Annotated in this window: 22 protein-coding genes and 2 tRNA genes; 9 read left to right on the top strand and 15 right to left on the bottom strand. The window is 64.7% G+C overall.

Annotated elements, in window-relative coordinates; translation table 11 throughout:
* Positions 1 to 19: 19 nt before the first annotated feature.
* From KIH76_RS08805 to pgi, 10 genes are all read right to left on the bottom strand, one after another.
* The gene (locus tag KIH76_RS08805) at positions 20 to 1,099 is read right to left on the bottom strand and encodes a LacI family DNA-binding transcriptional regulator (protein ID WP_219070380.1); all 1,080 of its coding nucleotides are present in this window, start codon (positions 1,097 to 1,099) and stop codon (positions 20 to 22) included.
* 1,106 nt (positions 1,100 to 2,205) lie between these two features.
* A complete protein-coding gene (locus KIH76_RS08800; RefSeq protein ID WP_219070367.1) occupies positions 2,206 to 2,919 on the bottom strand; it encodes a ribonuclease HII in 714 nt (237 codons plus the stop codon).
* Between the two features lie 155 nt (positions 2,920 to 3,074).
* The gene (lepB, locus tag KIH76_RS08795) at positions 3,075 to 3,827 is read right to left on the bottom strand and encodes a signal peptidase I (RefSeq protein ID WP_219070365.1); all 753 of its coding nucleotides are present in this window, start codon (positions 3,825 to 3,827) and stop codon (positions 3,075 to 3,077) included.
* A gap of 101 nt (positions 3,828 to 3,928) precedes the next feature.
* Positions 3,929 to 4,294: a 50S ribosomal protein L19 gene (gene rplS / locus KIH76_RS08790; RefSeq protein ID WP_214372302.1), complete on the bottom strand. Its 366-nt coding sequence runs from the start codon at positions 4,292 to 4,294 to the stop codon at positions 3,929 to 3,931.
* A gap of 297 nt (positions 4,295 to 4,591) precedes the next feature.
* Positions 4,592 to 5,056, bottom strand: a complete 465-nt coding sequence (locus KIH76_RS08785; protein ID WP_219070363.1) for a DUF1893 domain-containing protein — start codon at positions 5,054 to 5,056, stop codon at positions 4,592 to 4,594.
* 64 nt (positions 5,057 to 5,120) lie between these two features.
* Positions 5,121 to 5,723, bottom strand: a complete 603-nt coding sequence (locus tag KIH76_RS08780; protein ID WP_214372305.1) for an ECF transporter S component — start codon at positions 5,721 to 5,723, stop codon at positions 5,121 to 5,123.
* 34 nt (positions 5,724 to 5,757) lie between these two features.
* A complete protein-coding gene (locus KIH76_RS08775) occupies positions 5,758 to 6,660 on the bottom strand; it encodes a DUF362 domain-containing protein (RefSeq protein WP_236036939.1) in 903 nt (300 codons plus the stop codon).
* Between the two features lie 134 nt (positions 6,661 to 6,794).
* A complete protein-coding gene (locus tag KIH76_RS08770) occupies positions 6,795 to 7,964 on the bottom strand; it encodes a hypothetical protein (protein WP_219070361.1) in 1,170 nt (389 codons plus the stop codon).
* A gap of 14 nt (positions 7,965 to 7,978) precedes the next feature.
* On the bottom strand, positions 7,979 to 9,217 hold the full coding sequence (locus KIH76_RS08765; RefSeq protein WP_214372308.1) for a hypothetical protein: 1,239 nt from the start codon (positions 9,215 to 9,217) through the stop codon (positions 7,979 to 7,981).
* A 181-nt stretch (positions 9,218 to 9,398) separates the two neighbouring features.
* A complete protein-coding gene (pgi, locus tag KIH76_RS08760) occupies positions 9,399 to 11,099 on the bottom strand; it encodes a glucose-6-phosphate isomerase (protein WP_214372309.1) in 1,701 nt (566 codons plus the stop codon).
* 496 nt (positions 11,100 to 11,595) lie between these two features.
* Here pgi and KIH76_RS08755 point away from each other — a divergent pair.
* From KIH76_RS08755 to KIH76_RS08745, 3 genes are all read left to right on the top strand, one after another.
* Positions 11,596 to 11,671 (top strand) — tRNA-Thr (locus tag KIH76_RS08755).
* 367 nt (positions 11,672 to 12,038) lie between these two features.
* A tRNA-Leu gene (locus tag KIH76_RS08750) sits at positions 12,039 to 12,119 on the top strand.
* Positions 12,120 to 12,199: 80 nt separating this feature from the next.
* The gene (locus KIH76_RS08745) at positions 12,200 to 13,201 is read left to right on the top strand and encodes an AEC family transporter (RefSeq protein WP_219070359.1); all 1,002 of its coding nucleotides are present in this window, start codon (positions 12,200 to 12,202) and stop codon (positions 13,199 to 13,201) included.
* Positions 13,202 to 13,280: 79 nt separating this feature from the next.
* Here the strand turns inward: KIH76_RS08745 and KIH76_RS08740 are convergent, their stop codons facing one another.
* From KIH76_RS08740 to KIH76_RS08725, 4 genes are all read right to left on the bottom strand, one after another.
* On the bottom strand, positions 13,281 to 14,549 hold the full coding sequence (locus tag KIH76_RS08740; RefSeq protein ID WP_219070357.1) for an aminoacyltransferase: 1,269 nt from the start codon (positions 14,547 to 14,549) through the stop codon (positions 13,281 to 13,283).
* 110 nt (positions 14,550 to 14,659) lie between these two features.
* On the bottom strand, positions 14,660 to 15,391 hold the full coding sequence (locus KIH76_RS08735; protein WP_219070355.1) for a non-canonical purine NTP pyrophosphatase: 732 nt from the start codon (positions 15,389 to 15,391) through the stop codon (positions 14,660 to 14,662).
* A 139-nt stretch (positions 15,392 to 15,530) separates the two neighbouring features.
* A complete protein-coding gene (gene rph, locus KIH76_RS08730) occupies positions 15,531 to 16,295 on the bottom strand; it encodes a ribonuclease PH (protein WP_214372314.1) in 765 nt (254 codons plus the stop codon).
* Positions 16,296 to 16,348: 53 nt separating this feature from the next.
* Entirely contained in the window at positions 16,349 to 16,975 is a 627-nt protein-coding gene (locus KIH76_RS08725; RefSeq protein ID WP_219070353.1) for a Pr6Pr family membrane protein, read from the bottom strand.
* A 112-nt stretch (positions 16,976 to 17,087) separates the two neighbouring features.
* On the opposite strand from KIH76_RS08725, the gene KIH76_RS08720 reads away from it, so the two are divergent.
* Positions 17,088 to 18,407: a nicotinate phosphoribosyltransferase gene (locus KIH76_RS08720; RefSeq protein WP_219070351.1), complete on the top strand. Its 1,320-nt coding sequence runs from the start codon at positions 17,088 to 17,090 to the stop codon at positions 18,405 to 18,407.
* A gap of 150 nt (positions 18,408 to 18,557) precedes the next feature.
* Here the strand turns inward: KIH76_RS08720 and KIH76_RS08715 are convergent, their stop codons facing one another.
* Complete coding sequence (locus tag KIH76_RS08715) at positions 18,558 to 18,866, bottom strand: DUF3039 domain-containing protein (RefSeq protein ID WP_420829270.1); 309 nt, start codon at positions 18,864 to 18,866, stop codon at positions 18,558 to 18,560.
* Positions 18,867 to 18,999: 133 nt separating this feature from the next.
* Between KIH76_RS08715 and coaD the strand changes: the two genes are divergently transcribed.
* From coaD to rnc, 5 genes are all read left to right on the top strand, one after another.
* The gene (coaD, locus tag KIH76_RS08710; protein WP_219070349.1) at positions 19,000 to 19,527 is read left to right on the top strand and encodes a pantetheine-phosphate adenylyltransferase; all 528 of its coding nucleotides are present in this window, start codon (positions 19,000 to 19,002) and stop codon (positions 19,525 to 19,527) included.
* 5 nt (positions 19,528 to 19,532) lie between these two features.
* Positions 19,533 to 20,432 (top strand): ATP synthase subunit B family protein, encoded by a 900-nt coding sequence (locus KIH76_RS08705; RefSeq protein WP_420829268.1) that lies wholly within the window; start codon positions 19,533 to 19,535, stop codon positions 20,430 to 20,432.
* Between the two features lie 4 nt (positions 20,433 to 20,436).
* The gene (locus KIH76_RS08700; protein WP_219070347.1) at positions 20,437 to 21,048 is read left to right on the top strand and encodes a YceD family protein; all 612 of its coding nucleotides are present in this window, start codon (positions 20,437 to 20,439) and stop codon (positions 21,046 to 21,048) included.
* A 104-nt stretch (positions 21,049 to 21,152) separates the two neighbouring features.
* Positions 21,153 to 21,347 (top strand): 50S ribosomal protein L32, encoded by a 195-nt coding sequence (rpmF, locus tag KIH76_RS08695; protein ID WP_152357822.1) that lies wholly within the window; start codon positions 21,153 to 21,155, stop codon positions 21,345 to 21,347.
* A 143-nt stretch (positions 21,348 to 21,490) separates the two neighbouring features.
* The gene (rnc, locus tag KIH76_RS08690) at positions 21,491 to 22,222 is read left to right on the top strand and encodes a ribonuclease III (RefSeq protein WP_214372322.1); all 732 of its coding nucleotides are present in this window, start codon (positions 21,491 to 21,493) and stop codon (positions 22,220 to 22,222) included.
* Positions 22,223 to 22,271: the final 49 nt, after the last annotated feature.

Here is a 22,271-nt window from a genome sequence, read left to right as displayed (position 1 = left end):
CGCACCGCCTCAATCCCGTCTATCGCCGCGCTGCCGGCCCGAGCGACGACCGGTTGATCACCTTCGCCGGCACCAGCCCCACGCCATGCGACGACGACGCGAACGCGACCTCGTCGCCCGCGCCCAGCAGATGCAGCACCTCGCGCATCGCCATCGAGCCGAGCTGTTCGAAATCGGGCCGCACGGTCGTCAGCGGCGGATACATGTTGTCCATCGCCGGCATATCGTCGAATCCGACCAGGCTCACGTCCTGCGGAATGCGCACGTCGTGCTCGTGCAGTGCACGCGCCACGCCAACCGCCTGGCTGTCGTTCGCGCACACGACCACGGACGGCAGTACGCCGCCCGACTGGCCGATCTGGTCGAGCACATGGTTCATCCGCGCGTACGCCTCGGACGAATCCCATGTCTCACAGCGCACGGTGACCGAACTGATCGACTTCGCACGGGTCAGTTTCACCCACGCGTCCAGTCGCGTCACCGCATCGCGCCACTCGCCGGGACCCGCGAAATACAGCGCGCGACGGTGCCCGTACTCCCCCAGCAGCCGCACGATCTCCTCCATCGCGCCCCACTGGTCGAGTCCCATCATCGATACCTTGCCGTGGTCGCGCGAGCGGATCAGCCGCTGACCCTCGCTGATGCTGAGCGAGCCGTGTGTCGAGGTGAGGAACACGCGCGGCTGGTTGACCTGCGTGCGGCAGGCCGCCTCGAACATCACGTCGGTCGGGGTCAGGAAGATGAACGCGTCGACGTTCTGTTCGTTGAACGTGCCGCACAGCTCCTCGAACTCCCGTTGCGTGCACAGGGCCTCGTGCACCATCATCACCGACATGAACAGGCCGTGCTGCCGCGCGACGTTCTCGATCGAGGAGATGGCCGAGATCGGTCCGAAGAAGCGCATGCCGCCGGCGATCAGGCCGATCGTGCGCGAACGGCGGGATGCGAGGGCTCGCGCGGAGTTGCTGGGGTGGTAGTCGAGCTGCTTGATCGCGGCCCGGACCTTGGCGCGGGTCGCGTCGGACACGTCGGGCGAGTTGTTGATCACGCGCGAGACGGTCTGATGGCTCACCCCCGCCAGTTTCGCCACCTCGAACATCGACGGACGCTTGTTGCCGCGGCTGCCACCCATACGTCAGAACCTCCCCGCATGTCACGCTGCTGTGCTGGCTTTCAGCATACCGCGTTGCCGTTCGCAACACGGTGAGAACGCTCACAATGTACACGGGACGCGTGAGATTCGCCGCCCGGTATCACCTTGCGAGACGCGTATCGCACCCGCTTTGTCTTCACATGCGATGCCGGTCAAACGCAACACTCTTGTCATTTCGACTAGTATTTTGTCGGACCTAAGCTGACGCGTCTTTATTCTCGTCCCTCTCGGCTGAGGGCCGAGCCGTGAAGCAAACGCCAGCGGCGTTTGTAGGCGAGGTGCGAGCGATAGCGAACCAGCAGAGCGCGGCCGTAGGCCGTCCGCGGTTGCAGGACGCTGTCGGCGAAGCCGACTGGGGGAGCGTCAAACCCATCACATTAAGCCCGACAAAGTACTAGTCTCAGCGGATAGTTGACGCATGCCTCGGGGCATGGTTGATGCTGGATTCCTCGATGGGCTGTGGGGTTATGCGGTGTTCATGGCTTCGTGTTTGTCACGCTCTGCTGTTGTGCACGATTACATGATGGGGTGTGTTTGGATATCGTGCCATGTCGTGACAAGAACGGGGGATTCTGCCAAAGCGTGACAAGTCGCCAATGGCTGCGTGCGATACGTTGCTCAAGAATGGTTGGTATTACAAGGGTTTGGGCATAGTCCGATTGTCACGCTGTGCTCGGAATCCGGCTTTTCTGGGTTGTGTGACATATTCGCTGTCATACAACCCAGAAAATCGCCCATCCCCGTGATATGTGACAACAAATCATGCCACACCAGCCTTAAACACTCCCTCAATCCTCATGCGTGACAAGACCAGCCCGCCTTCCACGGCATGAAGGGAACGACTTCCATACACGAGTCCAACGACCATCAACCGACTAGTACTGTGGCGGACTGAATGTGATGGGTTTGACGCTCCCCCAGTCGGCTTCGCCGACAGCGTCCTCAGCCGAGGAGGCCGAGAATAAAGACGCGTCAGCTCAGGTCCGACAAAATACTAGTCGAGACACCACTCCCATGTCATTTCGACCGAGCGGAGCAATCTTTCCACCCGATCACGCAAGGTTCCAGCTGACGCGATGCAGATCGGACGGACCGTACTGCGCGATGGCGGCACGGTGCGCAGCGGAACCGTACCCCTTGTTGTGGTCCCACGCGTACGGCGCGTACTGCGGGTCGCCGTGCGCGAGATCGACCATGAGCCGGTCACGCGTGACCTTGGCGATGACCGCGGCGGTCGCGACGGTGGCGCAATGACGGTCGCCCTTGACCTTGGTCGTGATCGTCGCGGGAACCGGCACGGCGGGCGCGTCGAACGTGCCGAGTGCCTTGGTGATGTAGTCGTACGGACCGTCGAGGATGCCGGCGACCGCGACCGGCAGTTCGTTACCGGGACGTCCGGCGATGCCGATACCAAGCGTCTGTTCGAGATCGTCGATGGCCCGCAGCGCAGCGACGCCGAGCGCATAGCCGATGCCCCACTCGTCGATCTCGCGGTTGCTGGCCTGACCGATCGCGTATGCCGCGCACCACGACTTGAGCGAGTCGACGATCGTCTCGCGGCGGTGTTCGGTGAGCATTTTGGAATCGGCGACGCCGTCCGGCACATCCAGCGTCGGCAGATCCTTCGCCCAGATCGCGGCCGCACCCACCATGACCGGGCCGGCGAGCGCGCCGCGGCCGACCTCGTCGAATCCGATGATCAGATCGGCCCCCTGCGCGGCCAGTTCACGTTCCAGCTCAAGCGTAGGCACTTCGGTGATCGCCATCGTCATTCCTTTCCGTCGATCAATCTACATAATCAGGTGGAGTTTCGGTACCGACCATCACATAATCAGGTGGAGTTTCGGGACTAACTGTCACATAATCAGGTACAGATCGTCTTTATCCGCTGCTCAGCAACCCGCAATCCGTCACAAGTCGGTCATCGAGACACGCCCGCGAACACGTCGTGATGGGAGTCGAGCGTGCTGATGCGGGTGATCGGCCAGTAGCGGGCGAAGGCGACGCCGACGATGTCGTCGATGGGCACAAGGCCGTGTTCGCCGTCGTCCTGATGGTAGCGGGAGTCGGCGGAGTTGGCGCGGTTGTCGCCCATGACGAACGCGTGGCCGGCGGTCACTTCGACGCGGAACGGGAACGCGCTCGGGTCGACGCCGGCGCGCAGGTACGCGCTTTCGTCGATCGGCGTGCCGTTGACGGTGATCGGCTGGCCTTTGCCGGCGCATTCGACCACGTCGCCGGGCAGGCCGATGAGCCGTTTGATGAGATAGTCGCCGCCGAGTCCGCGGCTCTCCTCGTTCGGCAGCCAGTTCGCGGGGTCTTTGAACACGACGATGTCGCCGCGTTCGAGTTGGGAGTACCACGGCGCGGTTTTGACGGTGACCACTTTGTCGCCGGGCGCGATGGTGTTCAGCATCGAGCCGGAGGGGATGACGTAGCAGCCGATCAGGAAGATGCGCACGAACAGTACGATGAGGATGGGGATGCCGCACCAGACGATGATGTCATGCCAGAACGCGTTGCGGGCGGCACGATCGGCGTTTACGGCTCCATGGGCGATGCCGTTGCCGGGATCGGGCATGGGCGCGGGATCGATGCCGTGGTCGGCCACCATCAGCGTGTGTTGGTCGTTCGACTGCATGCGGCGGGTCCTCCTTGCCGGGTCGTTCGTCATCGTTCGCGGCGTATCTCGTGGTTATTGTAGGCGACGAATACACGACAGCCCGGCACCGACGAACGGTACCGGGCTGCAGGTGCTGTCTTATGCGATCAGACTCACTTGGCGGAGTTGTCGCGGCGCTCGACGATACGAGCGGCCTTGCCGCGCAGGGAGCGCAGGTAGTACAGCTTGGCGCGACGCACACGACCACGACGAACCAGCTTGATGGAGTCGATGGACGGGGAGTGCACCGGGAAGCGGCGCTCCACACCGGTGCCGAAGCTGATCTTGCGCACGACGAAGGTCTCGTGCACGCCAGCACCGTGACGGGCGATCACCACGCCAGTGAAGGTCTGGATACGGGAGTTGTTGCCTTCCTTGATCTTCACGTTCACGTCGACGGTGTCGCCGGGACGGAAGGCCGGGATCTCCTCGGCCGGCTTCATGTGCTTGGCGTCGAAAGCGTCAATAGCGTTAGCCATGTTCATTCCTTAGTCGCTGCCGCATATCAGCCACAGTCAGGGTCTGCCTCGCGTGTTGTGCGGGCGAACACGGCCTTGCGTGCCCCGTCCGCCTGCGATCGGCGACCGAATCGTTTCTCCTTCGGGTTTGCCCTCGGGAAGCCTGTCAATCCGCCGGAAGACTGGCCTCGGCTTTCGCTTGCGGCCGTCCGGCTGGACCCTTGGAGAGACCGGTTTATGCGGCGACCCGCCTCTCGACACAGCAATCGCTCAGTCTACGCCCAAGTCAGGACACGATTGTCGACGATTATCGACTGACTATCGATGCATGAGCTCGGCGACGGCTGCGCGTATGGCAGGTTCGGCGGCGGCTGGATCGTTGATGGCGACGACGGACTGTTCGATCGGGCACAGGCCGGTTTTGGCGCGGTCGAGGATGCGCGGCACGAGTGTGCCGTAGCCGGCCTCGATGCCGTTGGCCCGCAATGCTGCCAGGCCGGCTTCGCTCACGGTCTGCGCGTAGACGGCGCGCACTCCGAGCCGAGCGTACAGCAGCGCCGCGCCTTTGCCGACCACGCGATCGGCGGCCGCGAATCCGTCCAACCGCTGCCCGACCGCCAGCCATTGCAGCAGCGGGCGCACGCCGCGGCCCGTGCCGGTCAGGATCGTCGACCGTCCGGTCTCACCGTCGGTGCGGCATGCCGCGCAGCCGAGCGAGTCATCGGCCAGCAACACGGTCTTCGCACGGTCGAGGTCGGCTGTTGCGGACGAATCGGTCATCATGTCTCCTCTCATACGATGACCCCTCGTGCAGCGAGGGGTCATCTCGGCATCCGTTATGCGGCTGTCAGTCGCGGCGGCGATCCACGGCGGCCATGATCACGGGCACAAGCACCCACTGCAGCACGAGTCCCGGCAGTCCGGTCACGACCGCGGCGGCAACGGACGCGACGGTCATCGTCGTGTTGCCGAGCAGCGACACGGCCACGGCGATCGCGAGCGCGTCGACGATACGGCCTGCGACCTGTGCGCCGACCAGCTTGACGAGCCAGCCAAGCGGCGATGGCACGGCGGCCGGCAGACGCACACCGCGCAGGAGTCCGGCGAACAGACCGTACGCGGCGAGTTCGATCACCATGAACGGCACCATCGGGACCATCGGCATGCCGGTCAGCAGGAAGCTGACAATCGGGGCAAGCGCGCCGGTCGCCAGTCCCGCGAACGGACCGGCCAACAGGCCGACGAGCAGAACCGGCAGGTGCATCGGCAGCAGGGTCTGGCCGACCATCGTGCCGAGGCCAAGCGCCGCGCCTGCGACGTGGAACACCTGCGGCAAGGCGACGGCAGCGACCACGGCGATGACCGCGGCGGCGGTCTGGAATGTCACCGACGGCAGCGTGGCCGTGAACGAACGGCTGCGCACGGTTTCAGTGGTTTCGATTGGTTGCATCACAAACTCCTTTTCAACGGAATGACGATCAGGCTCACCGCTGGTCGAGGTCGACGAGTTGGTATTCGCGGCTGCCGAGGCCCATCTCGACCGCGTGTTCGATGGTGTGGATGCCGTGGCGCGATTCGATGCGCTCGATCATCGCGGAATTGTCCTCATCGGACGTGTAGATCCGGTCGACGCACGCCTGGTCGACGGCCACCGGGTCGAGCGACGAGAAGATGCCGATGTCGTGCATGCACGGCGCATGCGGGTTGCCGTCGCAGTCGCAGTCGACCGAGAGGTTGTTCATCACGTTGATGAACAGCATGTTGCCCTTGAGCGCGTTGAACACGGCGGTCGCGGCCTCGGCCATCGCCTCGAGGAACGCGTCCTGCTCGCCGCTGAACGGGTTGTCGAGGATCTTGTCGCCGCCGGAATGCAGCCTGCGCTTGCCGTTCGACGAGGCCATGCCGATCGAGATGTTCTTGAGCGCGCCGCCGAAACCGCCCATCACGTGCCCCTTGAAATGCGAGAGCACGGCGTAGTAGTCGTAGTTCGGGAAGTGCGAGCCGACGATGTCGCCGGTGATGCGTGTGCCGCCTTCGACCGGGATCGTGATCTCGCCGTCCTCGTCCTGAATGTCGCACGGCGCGATGTCGGTGAAGCCGTGCTCGCGGATCGTCTTCCAGTGGTGTTCGCTGGTGTCGCGCGTGCCCGGGTACGCGGTGTTGCATTCGACGATCGTGCCGTCGAGCTCGTGTACGAGATCGGCGATGAGCGCCGGTTGCAGGTAGTGTTTGTTGCCGCCTTCGCCGGAGCTGAGCTTGACCGCGACCTTGCCCTGCGGGCGGGCGTTCAGCGCCTCGTAGGCCCGCATCAGTCCGGCCGGGCTGATGTCGCGCGTGAAGTAGACCTTGGCCGCCATCGGATAATCGGTCTGGTAGGTCGTTACCATGCTGCCTCCTTGCTTCATTGATTACTCCCGACTTCCAAGGATACTCAGCCCGCGTTACCTACGATCGTTCGCGCATGGCGGTTTCCTCTCGCCGAAAGGTCCTTCGGCGAGCGCTTTGCCGTCACTCAGATCGTCTACCGCAGTCGGAAGTCGGCGAGTGCGCCGGGTCGTCCGAGCGGGTCGCCGGCCGATGTGCCGGCGCCATCTGTCGTGTCGCTGTCATCGCCCGCCGCGTCGCTGCCGTCCGCGCCGTCCAGACTGATCGTGACGGACGAACGTCCGCTATGCGTCCACAGCGTCCGCAACGACAGCGACGCGCCGCTCGTCGCGAGGTCGGGGTCGATCGGCACCGACACGACGACCGACTGCCCCTGCGCGAGCGCGATGCCGTCCACGCCGCCGTTTGCGGTGCCGACATTGCGTCCGATCGCGGAATATACGGCGAGTTCGAGGCTGATCGAGGTCACGGTGCCGGGTATGCGGCTGCGCACGGTCACGTCGACGATGTGCTGGCCGTCGTTGATCGTGCGGTCGTCGCCGTTGGCGGCCGCGTCGTAGATGCCTTGGTCGGTGACGGCGACGATGTCGTACGGCGGTGTGAACGGTTCGCCGGCCGGCAGTCCGAGATCGTCGCGCAGCGCGGCGTCGGTATGGTTGGAGAAGGAGATCAGGTCGCTCAGCAGCATGTGCGCGTCGGTGACGTCGATGGATGAGGCCGTGTATCGTGCCGATTGTTCGAGGTTGCCGTACTGTTTGACGACGTCGTCCAGTGCGTCGGTGACGCTGTCGGGCCAGGTGCGCTCAAGCAGCATCGCGTAGGTGCGGTGCAGCGCCTTCGCGACAGTGCCGGCCTGTTCGTGGATGGCGGCGAGATCGTTGCCGGCGAACGTTGGCAGTGCGTCTTGCACGGGCTGCCATGATGCGGCGACCGCCTTGGCATAGTAGGTTGCGGCCTTCCGTCCGGTGAGCTGCGGCCCGTCGTACTGCGGATAGTCGACGTATGCCGGAGTCCGGCCGTTCACCTGGTATATCGCGTCGTACAGGCATACGTCGGAGCTGATCGCCTGCACGCCGCCGAGCAGGTAGCCGCCGATCGCCGCCGTGACGGCGAGAACGGCCGGCACGAGGAACGTCCAGATGGTCGGCTTCCACGAGGGGATCTGCGCGAGGATGTCAGGCGGGATGCGATCGTTGGCATTGGCATGCGATCTGCGGTCACGACCGGCCTGATGCCTTGCCTTGCGATCGTTGGCGTCGACTTGCAGATCGTCGTTCACGTTACCGGACTGTGGCATGTCGCTCATCGTGGACCGTCTCCTTACGCGATGCGGAACTCGTTCAACGCCGTGACCGCAGCCGACTGCCCGGCCGTGTAGTCGTCGCCGACGATGAGGTCGCCGGCCGTATGCACCGACCAGCTGGATGCCGTAAGCCGGTAGCCGGATCGCACGAGTTTCGAGTTGATGCCGACCGTGAGCGTGACCTTGCCGCCATCGTGGATATAGTTCGGGTTGTCGACGTCGGCCATGGTGCTGGCAAGCAGGTCGGTGGCAACGATCGTGCCGTTCTGGTCGAGCAAGTTGAGCCGCAACGCCAGATATGGCACGTCCGCCGGCACGTGACTGGTGACGGAGATCGCGACGCATCGGCGGGTCACGGTGCGCTCTTCGCCGTCGATGAACGCAAGCTGGTCGCAGTTGCCCGCGTCCTTGGCATCGGTGATGTCGAACGGTATGTCCGGCTCGGGCTCGGCGTCGAGTTCCAGTGTCGTGCGGATGATCCGCTGTACGTCGGAGGCAGTGCGCGCGGCCGACAGCGTACCGAACAGCAGGTCTTCGATAGCCTGCCAGTTGGTGTTCGTGATGATGTTGCCGTAGACGGATGCGCGATGCTGATATTCGATAATCGCGACGCGGATCGGCTTGTCGAGCCGTTCCGGCCACGTGCGTGCCGCTAACGTATGCGCGGCTTGCAAGGCCGTATCGCGGGCCGTTTTGGCCGCATTATGGACGACCGTAAGGTCGCCCGACAACGTTGCCATGCGTACGGCGTCGACGGCCGGATACACCGGGCGGACGGCCTTGGCGAAATAGTCGGAAGCGTCGCCCATGTCGAGGCGTTCGCCGGACGGCTCGAGCGGGGTGAATCCGCCGTAACAGTAGTCGATGCCGTCGTGGGCCGAACAGTTGACCGCGGAACCGCCCTGCCGCGCGCGGTGGAACAGGAATCCTCCGGCGCCGGCTGCGAGCACGATTACGGCGATCAGCAGCACCAGCCAACGCGGCATGCGCATCCGGCGGCCGATTTCCTCGGAAACCGCCTCTGGCAGATCATCATCCGCGGCATAGGCGCCGTCATCATCGGCGGCCGGCACGTCGGCATGGCCGGCACCGTCATCTCCGACGACATACAGACCGTGCGGACGAACGATATCGACGTCATCTGCGGAAACATCACCGGAGAGTGCATCGGTCCCGGCATCATCGATTCCGTGCCGACGACGTACATCATCGACGGCGTCCGCGGCATTGTCCCACGGTACCTGATCGTCCGTCATCGCACTCCCCTTCGTCCCTCGCCGTCCCCGACAGTCACATCATACGTCGGCTCGCCCCTCCCCGGCGATATCCCAACGCGACTATTTGCGGAACAACAAGTTGAGGCTCCCCTCCATGCAGGATGGGGGGGGAGCCTCAATCTAGTCCGTTCGCGCGGTCATTGCGACCGAGCGCGGCGAATCAGAACTCGCGGTTCGCGCGATAGAACTGGATGAGCGCCTGGGTGGACGCGTCCTGCGCGGCCAGGGCCTCGTCGTCCTTGGAGATCGCCGGGGTGATCTGCTTGGCGAGCTGCTTGCCGAGCTCGACGCCCCACTGATCGTAGGAGTCCAGGCCCCACACGGTGCCCTCGACGAAGGTGATGTGCTCGTACAGGGCGATGAGCTCGCCGAGCGAGAACGGGGTCAGCGCGACGCCGAAGATCGAGGTGGTCGGGCGGTTGCCGGTGAACACGCGGGCCGGGACGATCTCCTCCGGGGTGCCTTCGGCACGGACCTCGTCGGCGGTCTTGCCGAACGCGAGGGCCTTGGTCTGCGCGAGGTAGTTGCCGAGGAACAGCTCGTGCACGTCCTGGTCGCCGTCCTTGGTCGGGTTCGGGGTGTTGACGAACGCGATGAAGTCGGCCGGGATGAGCTGGGTGCCCTGGTGGATCAGCTGGTAGAAGGCGTGCTGGCCGTTGGTGCCCGGCTCGCCCCAGAAGATCTCGCCGGTCTCGGTGGTGACCGGAGTGCCGTCCCAACGCACGGACTTGCCGTTGGACTCCATGGTCAGCTGCTGCAGGTACGCCGGGAAGCGGTGCAGGTACTGGTCGTACGGCAGCACGGCGTGCGAGGCGGCCTTGAAGAAGTTGCGGTACCAGACGTTGAGCATGCCGAGCAGCACGACGACGTTCTTCTCGAACGGGGTGTTGGCGAAGTACTCGTCGATCTCGTGGAAGCCGTGCAGGAACTCCTCGAAGCGGGCCGGGCCGAAGACCACGGCGAGGGAGGTGCCGACGGCGGAATCGACGGAGTAGCGGCCGCCGACCCAGTTCCAGAAGCCGAACGCGTTGTTCGGGTCGATGCCGAACTCGGCGACCTTCTCCAGGTTGGTGGAGACGGCGACGAAGTGCTTCTTGATGGCTTCGGCGCGGGCGGCCTCGTCGCCCTCAGCGATGGCGCCGTTGGCGACCAGCTGCTCGAGCAGCCAGGTGCGGGCCTCACGGGCGTTGGTCAGGGTCTCCAGCGTGGTGAAGGTCTTGGAGACGATGATGAACAGGGTGGTCTCCGGGTCGAGGCCCTTGGTCTTCTCGGCCAGGTCGTTCGGGTCGATGTTGGAGATGTAGCGGGCGGAGATGCCGGCGTCAGCGTACGGCTTGAGCGCCTCGTACACCATGACGGGGCCCAGGTCGGAACCGCCGATGCCGATGTTGACGACGGTCTCGATCTTACGGCCGGTGATGCCGGTCCACTTGCCGGAACGCACCTCGTCGGCGAACTTGTAGATGCGCTCGAGCACCTCACGCACGTCCTTGACGGTGTCCTGGCCGTCGACGATGTACTTGCCCTCGTCCTCGACCGGGCGGCGCAGCGCGGTGTGCAGCACGGCGCGATCCTCGGTGTTGTTGATGTGGACGCCGGAGTACATGGCCTTGATGCGGTCGCCCAGCTTGACCTCGTCGGCGAGGAAGGTGAACAGGCGCAGGGTCTCCGGCTTGATCAGGTTCTTGGACAGATCGAAGTGCAGGTCGCCGGCGTCGAAGCTCAGCTCCTTGACGCGATCGGAGTCTTCCGCGAACCACTTCTTGAGGCTGATGCCCTCGGCCTGCAGCTCGTCGTAGTGCTTCTGCAGGGCGACCCACGCCGGGGTCTTCGTGGCGTCGATAGGAGGATTGATGGCCATAGGTATTGGTCCTTTCATCATCACTTAGCGAAGCGACGCGGCACCGCCGTCGACCGTCGGCCGAGCCGGAACCGTATCGTTTACTTCATAGAACAAGATACTCACAAAAGCAGACATAACTACACAAATTAACGTCACGACAACGTACCGGTGAACATCGGGAAACCATAGGCGAACATTACGAAGCAAACGTTAGCAATATCGTGGCATCAGAACACGGCAGCGCCGCACCGGCGGCCACGGCGACGCCGCCGCGACATCGCCGTGGCGTCGCGACTCCACCGACAGTCAGTCAAACGGTCGGACGCTTGGAGCAGAAGCTCGACCGACCGGCGAAACAACCCCGACCACACCGGGCGCCTCCCCCAACCATCACCGCGCCAACCACGCGACACGCCGCACGACACCATCGCCCGAGCCACGATTTGCCATCATCCATATCATCCGGTACACTAACCTTCTTGTGCGCGGAAAGCGAATGCGATCCGGGCAACAAGCCACTTTAGCTCAGTCGGTAGAGCGGCTCACTCGTAATGAGCAGGTCGACAGTTCGATTCTGTCAAGTGGCTCCACCACCCCGAACCCAACCGGTTCGGGGTTTTTGTTTTTCCTCTGTCCCTGACCCCACCACCCGGGCTTACGGCCGGCTCAGGGCGCGAAACCGGCAGTAAGCCCGGGAAGTGCACGGCAGATGGTCTTGGCCCCCGGGCAGTGCACGGCGGGTGGTTCTGGCTCCCCGGGCATACGGCCGGTTCAGCCCCTCAAACCGGCCGTATGCCCGGATGACGGCGTGCCCCTCCCGGGCTTACGGCCGGTTCCGAGCATCGCAGAGGCCGTAAGCCCGGGAAGCCACAAGCCACGACCGCGTGCCGCGCCCGTGCGCCGCGCGCGGACACAACACCCGCCTAAGGCAGGGCTCATGCTAGATTGGCACCTTGCGCGCGCGTGGCGGAATTGGTAGACGCGCAGGATTTAGGTTCCTGTGTCTTGTACGTGTGGGTTCGAGTCCCATCGCGCGCACTCCCCGACTCCCTTGCGGCCCTGTGCCGACCAACGATCGGGCCGGGCCAGGTCGAACACGGGAGAGGAACCACGCAGCCATGTCCGCTATTCTCAAGCCCATCGCGTTCCTGATCATCATCTTCGCCGCGTATGCGGTCAAGCGGGCGGGCCTGTTCAAAGCGCGCGACTATCGCGTCATGCAGGTCGTCGTGTTCAACTTCACGTTGCCCGCGTCGGTCATCGTCTCGTTCGCCACGAATCCGCACCATATCAGCATGCTGCTGGTCTCCGCGTTCGGTTTTCTGTGCGCGATGCTGCCGCTACCGCTCGTCTATCTCGCCACGCGGCGCAAGCCGGTTGCCGACCGCGCGTTCCTCATGCTCAACGCGTCCGGATTCAACGTGGGTAACTTCTGCTTCCCGGTCCTGCAGGCGTTCATGGGACCGTCCGCGCTCATCACGGCGGCGATGTTCGATGTCGGCAATTCGATCATGGTAACGGCCGGCACGAACGTGATGACCACGTCGCTGCTGCATATCGACATGGACAAGCCGCTGACCGAGCAGGATGCGGGCGACGCGCCGACCGTGCCGTACGTGCGCCCGACCGACCGCGACGCGCGGCGCATGGCCCGGCGCGCGAAACTGCGCAAGATCGTCAAGGGATTCGTCACGTCGATTCCGTTCGACATCTACATGCTCATGATCGTCATCATGCTGTTCGACGTGAAGATCCCGTCCGTGGTGCCGACGCTGCTGCAGCCGGTGGCCGATGCGAATTCGTTCTGCTCGGTGTTCATGGTGGGCATGTTGATGGATCTGCCGCACACGGCCAAGGATGTGAAGGACGTGGCCCGCGTGCTCGGATGGCGACTGCCGATGGGGCTGCTGTTCGCGTGCGCCGCGTGGTTCCTGCTCCCGTTCGACGCCGAGGTGCGCAAGGCCGCGGTGATGCTCACGCTCGCGCCGACCGCCGTGTTTTCGACGTTGTTCACCGACAAGGTGCTCGGCAACGCGAAGCTCGCCGGATTCACGCTCGCCACGTCGGCGATCATCGCGATCTGCCTGATGACCGGCGCGAACTTCCTGCTGCCGGCGTGACGGCACGCGTCTGACTTGATGCTGAAATGGCCGAAATCGAACCCGATTTCGGCCATTTCAGCATCTATCTATCAGCAGGTCAGTGCCCAAGCACCTTGTGCGCGAGCTGCTGCACGTTGAACCGCAACGCGTCCACTGGCAGCGTGAATTCGCCGGGCAGCTCCTCCACATAGCCGTTGAACCCCTGCTTGAACTCGAGCACGCCGCGCCCCTCGGCGTCCGGATCGTCGAAGACGCCCTCAATGCCGTAGAAGTTGTACCGGGTGATGCCCAGTTCGAGGCACTGCGTCATCGCCACGTGCTGTATGAGCGCGGACGCATAGAACGGCTTGTACTTCTCGATGCTGCCGGAGAACAGGTACACGCGTTCCTGCGGATGGTCGACGAACATGGACGCGGCCGCCGGCAGCACGTCGCCGTCCTTCGCGAACTCGGCGGCCTCCGCGAGACGCTTGTCGGCGGCGGCCAGGTTGCGGCTCTCCTCGCCGAGCTGGCGTTCCGTCTTCGTGGTCGGATGCTCGTCGTATTTGGCCTGCAGATCGGCCACCTTCGCCTGCAAAGCCGCACGTTTGCGTTCCATGTCGGCCACGTATTCGGCGATGTGGATCTCGGCCAACAGGTAGTGGACCTTGTTGCCGAACGCCTGTTTGAACTGGTGGAAGTACTGCTCGTCGCGCGCCGTGAAGTTGCGCCGGTCGGCGGTCTGATGTTCGATGTCGGAGAATACGTCCAGTTCGTCCTCACCGATCTCGCGCACGTGCACGCCCATCGACGAGGCCCGCTTGACGCTCCACTGCGTGCGCTTGTCGTATGACTTGAGCAGCGCCTTCTCGTCGGCCAGACCGCTCAGATCCTTGACGTACACCCAGCGGTTGATCACCGCGCCGTATCCGCGTGTGAACCCGGCATGCCGCCATCCGAGCGCCGTGTAGTTCGCCACTTCGGCGTCGTCCGGCGCACCGGTCGGCTCGCCCTGCGAATCACGCACGCAGTACACCGCGCTCGGCCATGCGGTCACGCTGATCGCCTTGCGCCGGCGTGCGGCGGTGCGGATGCCGTCGGTGATCGTACGCAGCACGTCCGTGTCATGCGGGTCGCACAACGGTCCGAGCCACACCGATCCTTCCAGTCCGAACCGGCTGCGCGCGTACGCGATCTCAGCTACGGCGACCATCTCGTCGCCACGCCACACGCCCACATAGTCGACCGCTCGGCCGGTGCGCGACACGTAGCGCGCCATGTACGACGTCTGCTGGAAATTGCCTTGGGGATATGCGAACGAGAACGCGTCCATCTGATCGCCGGTGATGGTCGTGCACCGGAGCGTTTCGTTGCCGTTTGCTGTCATTGCCTTGTTCCTTTGATTGGGTTCCTGCCGGCATTGCGGGCGCATGCGCGGGCGACGCGTCCTGCGTCGCGCCGCATCGTGCGCACGTCCTGCCGTATCGAAAAGCCTGGTTAGTGCAGCAGTTGTTCGACGGCCGGCACGAGCGCACGCAGGGCCTTGCCGCGGTGCGAGATCGCGTTCTTCTCGGCCGAGGTCAGTTCGGCGCTGGTCAGGCGCCCGTCCTCGCCGTCGGCCACGGCGCGTTCGGGCTGGTCGTCCGGCTCGAACAGCGGATCGTAGCCGAATCCGTTGGTGCCGCGCGGCTCGTGGATGATGCGGCCGGTCATATCGCCGAGTTCGACAACCTGTTCGGCGATCGGATAGCGGTTGGCGAGCGCGGTTTCGGACTGCGGCGAGTCGGATGCGATGATGACCGGGACGTCGTCGGGATCGTCGCGCGTGACGTCGGGGACGACGAGCGCGGCGGCGCAGCGGAACCGCGCGGTGCGCTTGGCGTCCGGGATGTCGGCGATCTGGGCGAGCAGCAGCGCGTTGTTCGCCGCGTCGTCGCCGTGGCGGCCGGCCCAGCGCGCGGACAGGATGCCAGGCGCATTGCCCATCACGTCCACGATGAGTCCGGAGTCGTCGGCAATGGCCGGGCAGCCGGTGCGTTCGGCCACGTCGCGCGCCTTGAGCAGCGCGTTTTCCTCGAACGTGACGCCGGTTTCGACCGGATCAGGCAGGTTGAGGCTGCCGGCGGAGACGAGTTCGACGCGAGCCGCATCCGGACCGAGTCCGGTTTCGAGGATGCGGCGGATTTCGACGAGTTTGCCTTCGTTGTGCGTGGCGACGATGAGTTTCATGATGTCTCCATCTCTTGAATTCCTTTGCTCGGGGCTTCCACGAGGAGTGCGACAATCAACGCTTGTATGCATATCCTCCGACGCTCCCCCAGTCAGCTACGCTGACAGCCCCCTCAGCCGAGGGGGCGAGGAACAGGGACTAGTCCTGCGCGAGGGCGGCCTGCTGGGCGGCCTGCAGCTCGCGGTTGCCCTTTTCCGCGAGGTCGAGCAGCGTGTTGAGCTCGGCGCGGTTGAACGGGCGGTGTTCGGCGGTGCCCTGGATTTCGATGAACGTGCCGGAGCCGGTCATGGCGACGTTCATGTCGGTCATCGCGCGGCTGTCCTCCGGGTACGGCAGGTCGAGCATCGGCGTACCGTCGATGACGCCGACCGACACGGCCGACACCACGTCCTTCAGTACACGGTCCGCGGACTTGATGTGCTTGTTCTTCTCGGCCCAGTGCATCGCGTCGACGAGCGCGACGTACGCGCCGGTGATCGACGCGGTGCGCGTGCCGCCGTCGGCCTGCAGCACGTCGCAGTCGATCTGCACCATGTTCTCGCCGAGCGCCTTCATGTCGACCACGCCGCGCAGGCAGCGTCCGATCAGTCGGCTGATCTCGTGCGTGCGACCGCCGATCTTGCCCTTGACGGACTCACGGTCGGTGCGTTCCGCGGTCGCGCGCGGCAGCATCGAGTACTCGGCCGTCACCCAGCCGAGTCCGGAATCCTTGCGCCAGCGCGGCACGCCGGGCGTGAACGTCGCGGTGCACATCACGCGCGTGTTGCCGCATTCGATGAGCACCGAGCCTTCCGGCACGTCGGTGAAGTGACGGGTGATGCGAACCGGGCGAAGCTGGTCGACCGCGCGTCCGTCGGCGCGCAGCACGGTATCGTTTCCAAGCAAATCCTTGATCTGAGCCATATCGCCCAACCTAGCACCAGCCGCGCACCAGCCGCCGCAACGAACGCCGCCGCTCAGCCGAGCAGCGGTTTGGCCGGCTCGATCTTGTCGATGATGAAGAGGATCAGCCCGAGGATGAAGAACCCGGCGGCCAGTTCCGCGCAGTTGATGCCGAACTGCATCCAGCCGAGCGCGTTCGCGTCGATGAACGTGTACGGGTACGGGTTGCCGCCGGCGGCCGGCCCGGCATGCGGCCAGATCAGCGCGCGGATCACAATGAACGCGAGCCACAGGGGCAGGTAGGCCAGCCAGCTGAACGGGTAATGCCATTTGAACCGGCGGTGCGGGTCGAACAGGATGAAGTCGAGCACCGCCATGATCGGCGCGATCCGGTGCAGCATCGTGTTGGTCATGACGCCGAGTATCTGGGGCACGTAATTCGGGTCGTCGGGCGGCATGAGCAGGAACGCGACGATCGCGGCGATGAGGGCGTAGAGCGTGACCATGCCCTTAAGCCATGCGGGCGGCTGCACGCCTTTGACGAGGCTCGCCGCCGCGGCCCACAGCATCGTGAACCCGAGCACGAAACCGGTCTGGAACGTGAAATACACCCACAGTTCCGGCCGCTGCCACGCCTCGTACGTCCCCACGAAGCACAGTCCGGCGATCGCCAACCGCCACAGTCCCGCAATGAATCGCATACCGGCCAGTCTACGCGCGGGGTGCGCGCGGTGCCCGATACATTCCGCGAATGATTGGCCCGTAAGCGCACGGCGCGGTAGGCTGGTACGCAAACGAAACAAGGGAGATTCCATGGACTATTCACCGGCTTTGATGACCGACATGTACGAGTACACGATGCTGGACGCGACGCTGCGCGACGGCACGGCGGACCGCAAGTGCGTGTTCGAGGTGTACACGCGGCACCTGCCCGAGGGCCGCCGCTACGGAGTGACGGCCGGCACCGGGCGCATCCTCGACGCGCTCGAACGCTTCCATTTGGACGACGAGGATTTGAGGTTCCTGTCCGACCGCAAGGTCGTAAGCCCTGAGACGATCAAGTGGCTCGAGAATTACCGGTTCTCCGGCTCGATCAAGGGCTACCGCGAGGGCGAGATGTTCTTCCCGAACTCGCCGATCCTGCAAGTCGAGGGCACGTTCGGCGAATGCACACTGCTCGAAACGCTCGTGCTGTCGATCCTGAACTACGATTCCGCGGTTGCCTCGGCCGCGTCGCGCATGGTGTCGGCCGCGAAGGACCGCCCGTGCATGGACATGGGCGGGCGGCGCACGAACGAATGGGCCGCGGTAGCGGCAGCGCGCGCCGCGGTGATCGGCGGGTTCAAGGGCACGGCGAACCTGTTGGCCGCGCAGATGTACGGGCTGAAGGCGATCGGCACGGCCGCGCACTGCTTCACGCTCGTGCATGATTCGGAGCGCGACGCGTTCGCCTCGCAGATCGCCGCGTTGGGCAAAAACACGACGCTGCTCGTGGACACGTACAACATCGAGGAGGCAGTGAAGACCGCGGTCGAAGTGGCCGGGCCGGAACTCGGCGGCATCCGCATCGATTCGGGCGACCTCGCCTCGCTCGCGCAGCGCGTGCGCAACCAGTTGGACGCGCTGGGCGCGACGAACACGAAGATCACGGTGACGAACGATCTCGACGAATATGCGCTGGCCGCGTTGCAGACCGCGCCGGTCGATTCGTACGGCGTGGGCACGATGCTCGTGACCGGTTCGGGCGCGCCAACCTGCGCGATGGTGTACAAGCTGACCGAGCGCGAGAACGCGGACGGTGTGATGCAGCCGGTGGCCAAGAAGTCGAAGGACAAGGCGTCGATTCCGGGACGCAAGCTCGCGTACCGTTCGTACGAGTACAATCTCGCGGACTGCGAGCATGTGATCTCCGGTTCGGAGGACGCGCTGGCCACCTACGAGCCGAAGGACGGTTGGAAGGATCTGCTGGTCGATTACGTCGATCATGGCGAGATCGATCCACGTTACCAGGGCCACGACGCGATCATGGCCGCACACGAGTACCGTGCGCGGGCGTTGGCCGAACTGCCGATCACCGCGCAGTCGCTGATGAAGGGCGAGCCGGTGATTCCTACTGAGACCACGGTTCTCTAACGGGAACCCTCACTCCGCAGGAATCCTTCACAGCTCACCATCGCAGCCACTCACCTCGCCTACGGACAGTCCACCGGACTGTCCGTTTCACGGCTCGGCTACTGAGACCGCCGTCCTGTGACCGTCAACCCTCGTGGTGCGTGGCGGAAATCAGTGCATCATCTCTTCGTAGATGCGCTTGCAGTCGGGGCAGACCGGGTACTTGGACGGGTCGTGCTTGGGCACCCACACCTTGCCGCACAGTGCCACGACCGGCCGCCCGGTCATGCGCGATTCGGCGATACGTTCCTTGGACACATAGTGCGCATAGCGGTCCGCGTCGCCCCCGTCGTCCTTGAGCGGCTGCTCCTTGATCTGCGGCCGCTCAAGCACCGCCGTGCCGGAACCCGTATCGGGCGTGGACAGGGGCGAGACCGGGTCGGCCAGATCGCACACGTTCGCACTGTCAGTCATCATCATCGACATCACAACCTCCCACTCATGTCCAATGTCATGGTCAATCATACGGCCACCCGCAAGGCCGGCAGTAAAACCGCCGCGTTCCCCGCACGTCGCCCCGCCGACTTCGCCGCGACGCGGTAGGCTGTACCGTATGACTATCGCAGTGTGTCCAGGATCGTATGACCCCGTAACGGCAGGGCATTTGGACGTGATCGAACGATGTGCGCGCTTCTTCGACGAAGTGCATGTGGTGGTGGCCGTCAACGCCGCGAAAACGCCGATGTTTTCGGAGGCCACGCGCGTCGACGTGATCCGTCGGGCCATCGCCAAGGACGGGTACGACAACATCAAGGTCGCCTCGACGGAGGGGCTCATCACCGACTATTGCAAGCAGGTCGGCGCGACGGTGATCGTCAAGGGACTGCGGCAGAACGGCGACTATGAGGCCGAGCTCGGTATGGCGCTCGTCAACCGCAAGCTCGCGGGTATCGAGACGCTGTTCCTGCCGGCCGATCCGATGCTCGAGCACATCTCCAGTTCGATCGTCAAGGACGTGGCCCGGCACGGCGGCGACGTGACCGGCATGGTGCCCGACTGCGTGGTGCCGATGCTCAACGAGGCGCTACGTTCGGAACGCATGACGCGCGACGCGCAGCCGACGCAGAAGGAAGGGGATTGATCGACATGACCGATGAGTTCGATCAGACAGACGAACGTGCCGCCCAGCCCGCACCGACCGGACAGGTCGCACAGGACGGCGGGCTGATGCCGCAGACCACGGACCAGCCGTCGCAGACCGCCGACGCGCACGAGGCCGCACAGTCCGACGCACCGACCGGATACGATCTCGGCGCCACGCAGCCGCACCAGACCATCCCGTCCGCTACGCAGCCGGCCACGCCGGTCGCACCGTCCGCCTCGCCGTCAGCTCCACAGTCTTCGTCGCGCCGTCCATTCCCGATCGATGCGCTGCCCGACCTGCGCGAACCGTCCGCCGGCGGAAACGACGATCTCGATCCGGCTGACGCGCAGTCGCGCGATGAATTCACCACCGTGTACGACATCATCGATCAAATGGAGGCTGCGCTGAGCGAGGCCAAAGGCAGCCTGTTCACACCCGGTCTGGTGAAGGTCGACCGCGACGAGTTCGGCGGCCAGCTCGACGAGCTCAAGAAGATGCTTCCCGTGCAGCTCGAACGTGCGTCGGCCCTGATGCGCGAGGCCGAGCGCAGGCTTGAATCGGCACAGACGCAGGCGAACGCGATCGTCGCCTCGGCGCAGAGCCGCGCAGCCGACATGATCAAGGACGCGAACGACCAGGCGCAGTTCCTCGCCGGGCAGGAGAACGTGACCGAGATCGCCCGGCAGAAGGCGCGCGCGATCCTCGACCAGGCACAGGCCAAGGCCAACCGGCTCACGCAGGGCGCCGACAAGTACTGCACCACGGTGATGGAAGGCTTGCAAGCGCAGCTCGGCAAACTCGACCGCGACGTGCAGGCCGGCCTTAATGTACTGTATGAACGCCAGCGCACCGCCGGCGAACAACTCCCCCATCTCGACAACAACGACTATCCGGAAAGCTGAAACCATGCCTCGTCCTGAAGATTCCCAGTGGGCCGTGTCCGTGGCGCAGGTCGCGTCGCGCGCCGGCCAGAGCAAGCCGATCGATGCCGTGTTCCCCGCGCCGAGTGGCATCGGCGATCAGGTGATCGGCGTCGATGAGGGCGCGGATGTGCGCGTTGTCGGCTCGTTCGATTCGATCGTCGACGGACTGATCCTGACCGCGCGCATCAACGCGCCGGTGCACGCCGAATGCACGCGTTGCCTCAAGCCGATCAAGCGCGACTGGAGCGTGGACGTGACCGCGTTCTTCCCATACGATTCCGCCGAATCCAACGGTTCCAGCAAGGGCGGCAAGCACGACGACAAGGGCGAGATCGAGATCATCGCCGGCGAGGACGAGTCCGAGGACACGTATCCGTTGCTGAACAACGGATCGTTCGCCGATCTGGAGGCGCTGATTCGCGACACGCTGGTCGAAGCGCTGCCGTTGCAGCCGCTGTGCAAGCCGGACTGCCTCGGCCTGTGCTCGCAGTGCGGCGCGGACCTCAACGAGGATCCGGATCATCATCACGACGTGGTCGACAACCGGTTCGCCGCGCTGGCCGCGCTCAAGGCCCAGCTCGAAGCGCAGGAGTAACGCCGTTGCGGCCGCGGACCGTGCCCGACTGGACTTTGTACGCCCGTTGCGTTAAACTACCGAACGCTTAAGCTCAATCGTTCGAACGAAACAGAGGAATACAAATGGCACTGCCTAAGTACAAGACCTCGCGCGCCAACACTCACTCGCGTCGCGCGAACTGGAAGGCGTCTGCTGTGCAGACCGTCACCTGCCCGAACTGCGGCGCTCCCCAGCTGCCGCACATGGCCTGCCCGAGCTGCGGCAACTTCCGCGGCCGCACCTACCGCGAGGCCATCCGCTCCGCTCACACCAAGTGATCCGGCTGCGTTAAGCATCGAAAGCCCTGCCATCGACGGGTGGCGGGGCTTTTTCGTACCTGCGTGCCGATCCGCCAGCCCATCCGCCCGCCGATCTGCCCAGGCAGCCGACACTGTCCCGACACCGCGATAGAGAAGGAACCATGACTTCGACGAATACGACCAACACCGCAGACGTTCCCGCGCCCGCCAGCCCCACCAATCCGCTGCTGGAGGCGCTTGGCACCACGATCAGCCCCGAGCTGCTCGTGCAAGCGCTCACCCACCGCTCGTTCTCGCACGAGCATCCCGGCGCGATCAACTACGAGCGCCTCGAATTCCTCGGCGACGCGGTGCTCGAGCTGGTCGCCACCGAAACGTTGTTCGCCGACCACCCCGACATGACCGAGGGCCAGCTCGCGAAAATCCGCGCGAAGGCCGTCTCCGAGGGTGCGCTGAGCGCGATCGCCCGCGAGAAGCTGCACGTAAGCCCGTACATCCTGCTCGGCCACGGCGAGGCGAAGGAGGGCGGCGCGGACAAGGATTCGATCCTGTGCGACATCGTGGAGTCGCTGATCGGCGCGACGTTCCTCGAGCACGGCATCGACGGCGCGCGAGAGGTGGTGCATCGCCTGGCCGACGACACGTTCCGCGAGATGGCCACCGAAGGCCCGGCGCTCGACTGGAAGACCTCGCTGGAGGTCAAGTCGCACCAGCAGGGCAAGGGCGACCCGCACTACCGCATGTCGGTCGCCGGCCCGGAATACGAGCCGGTGTTCACCGCGCAGGTGCTGCTCGGCGACGACGAGACGAAGGTCTGGGGCACCGGCACCGGTTCCAGCAAGCGCAAGGCGCAGCTGGCGGCGGCCGAAGTCGCGTGGAAAGCGCTGGGCTGACCCACCGCGTTTCGCGACGCATCACGCTGCGGCGTGCGCCTCCGAACCC

The sequence above is a fragment of the Bifidobacterium simiiventris genome (genome assembly GCF_019331715.1).
GTDB classification, from domain to species: Bacteria; Actinomycetota; Actinomycetes; order Actinomycetales; family Bifidobacteriaceae; genus Bifidobacterium; species Bifidobacterium simiiventris.
The sequence above is the reverse complement of the archived record's forward strand: the minus strand, read 5'-3'. Positions and strand labels throughout refer to the sequence as shown.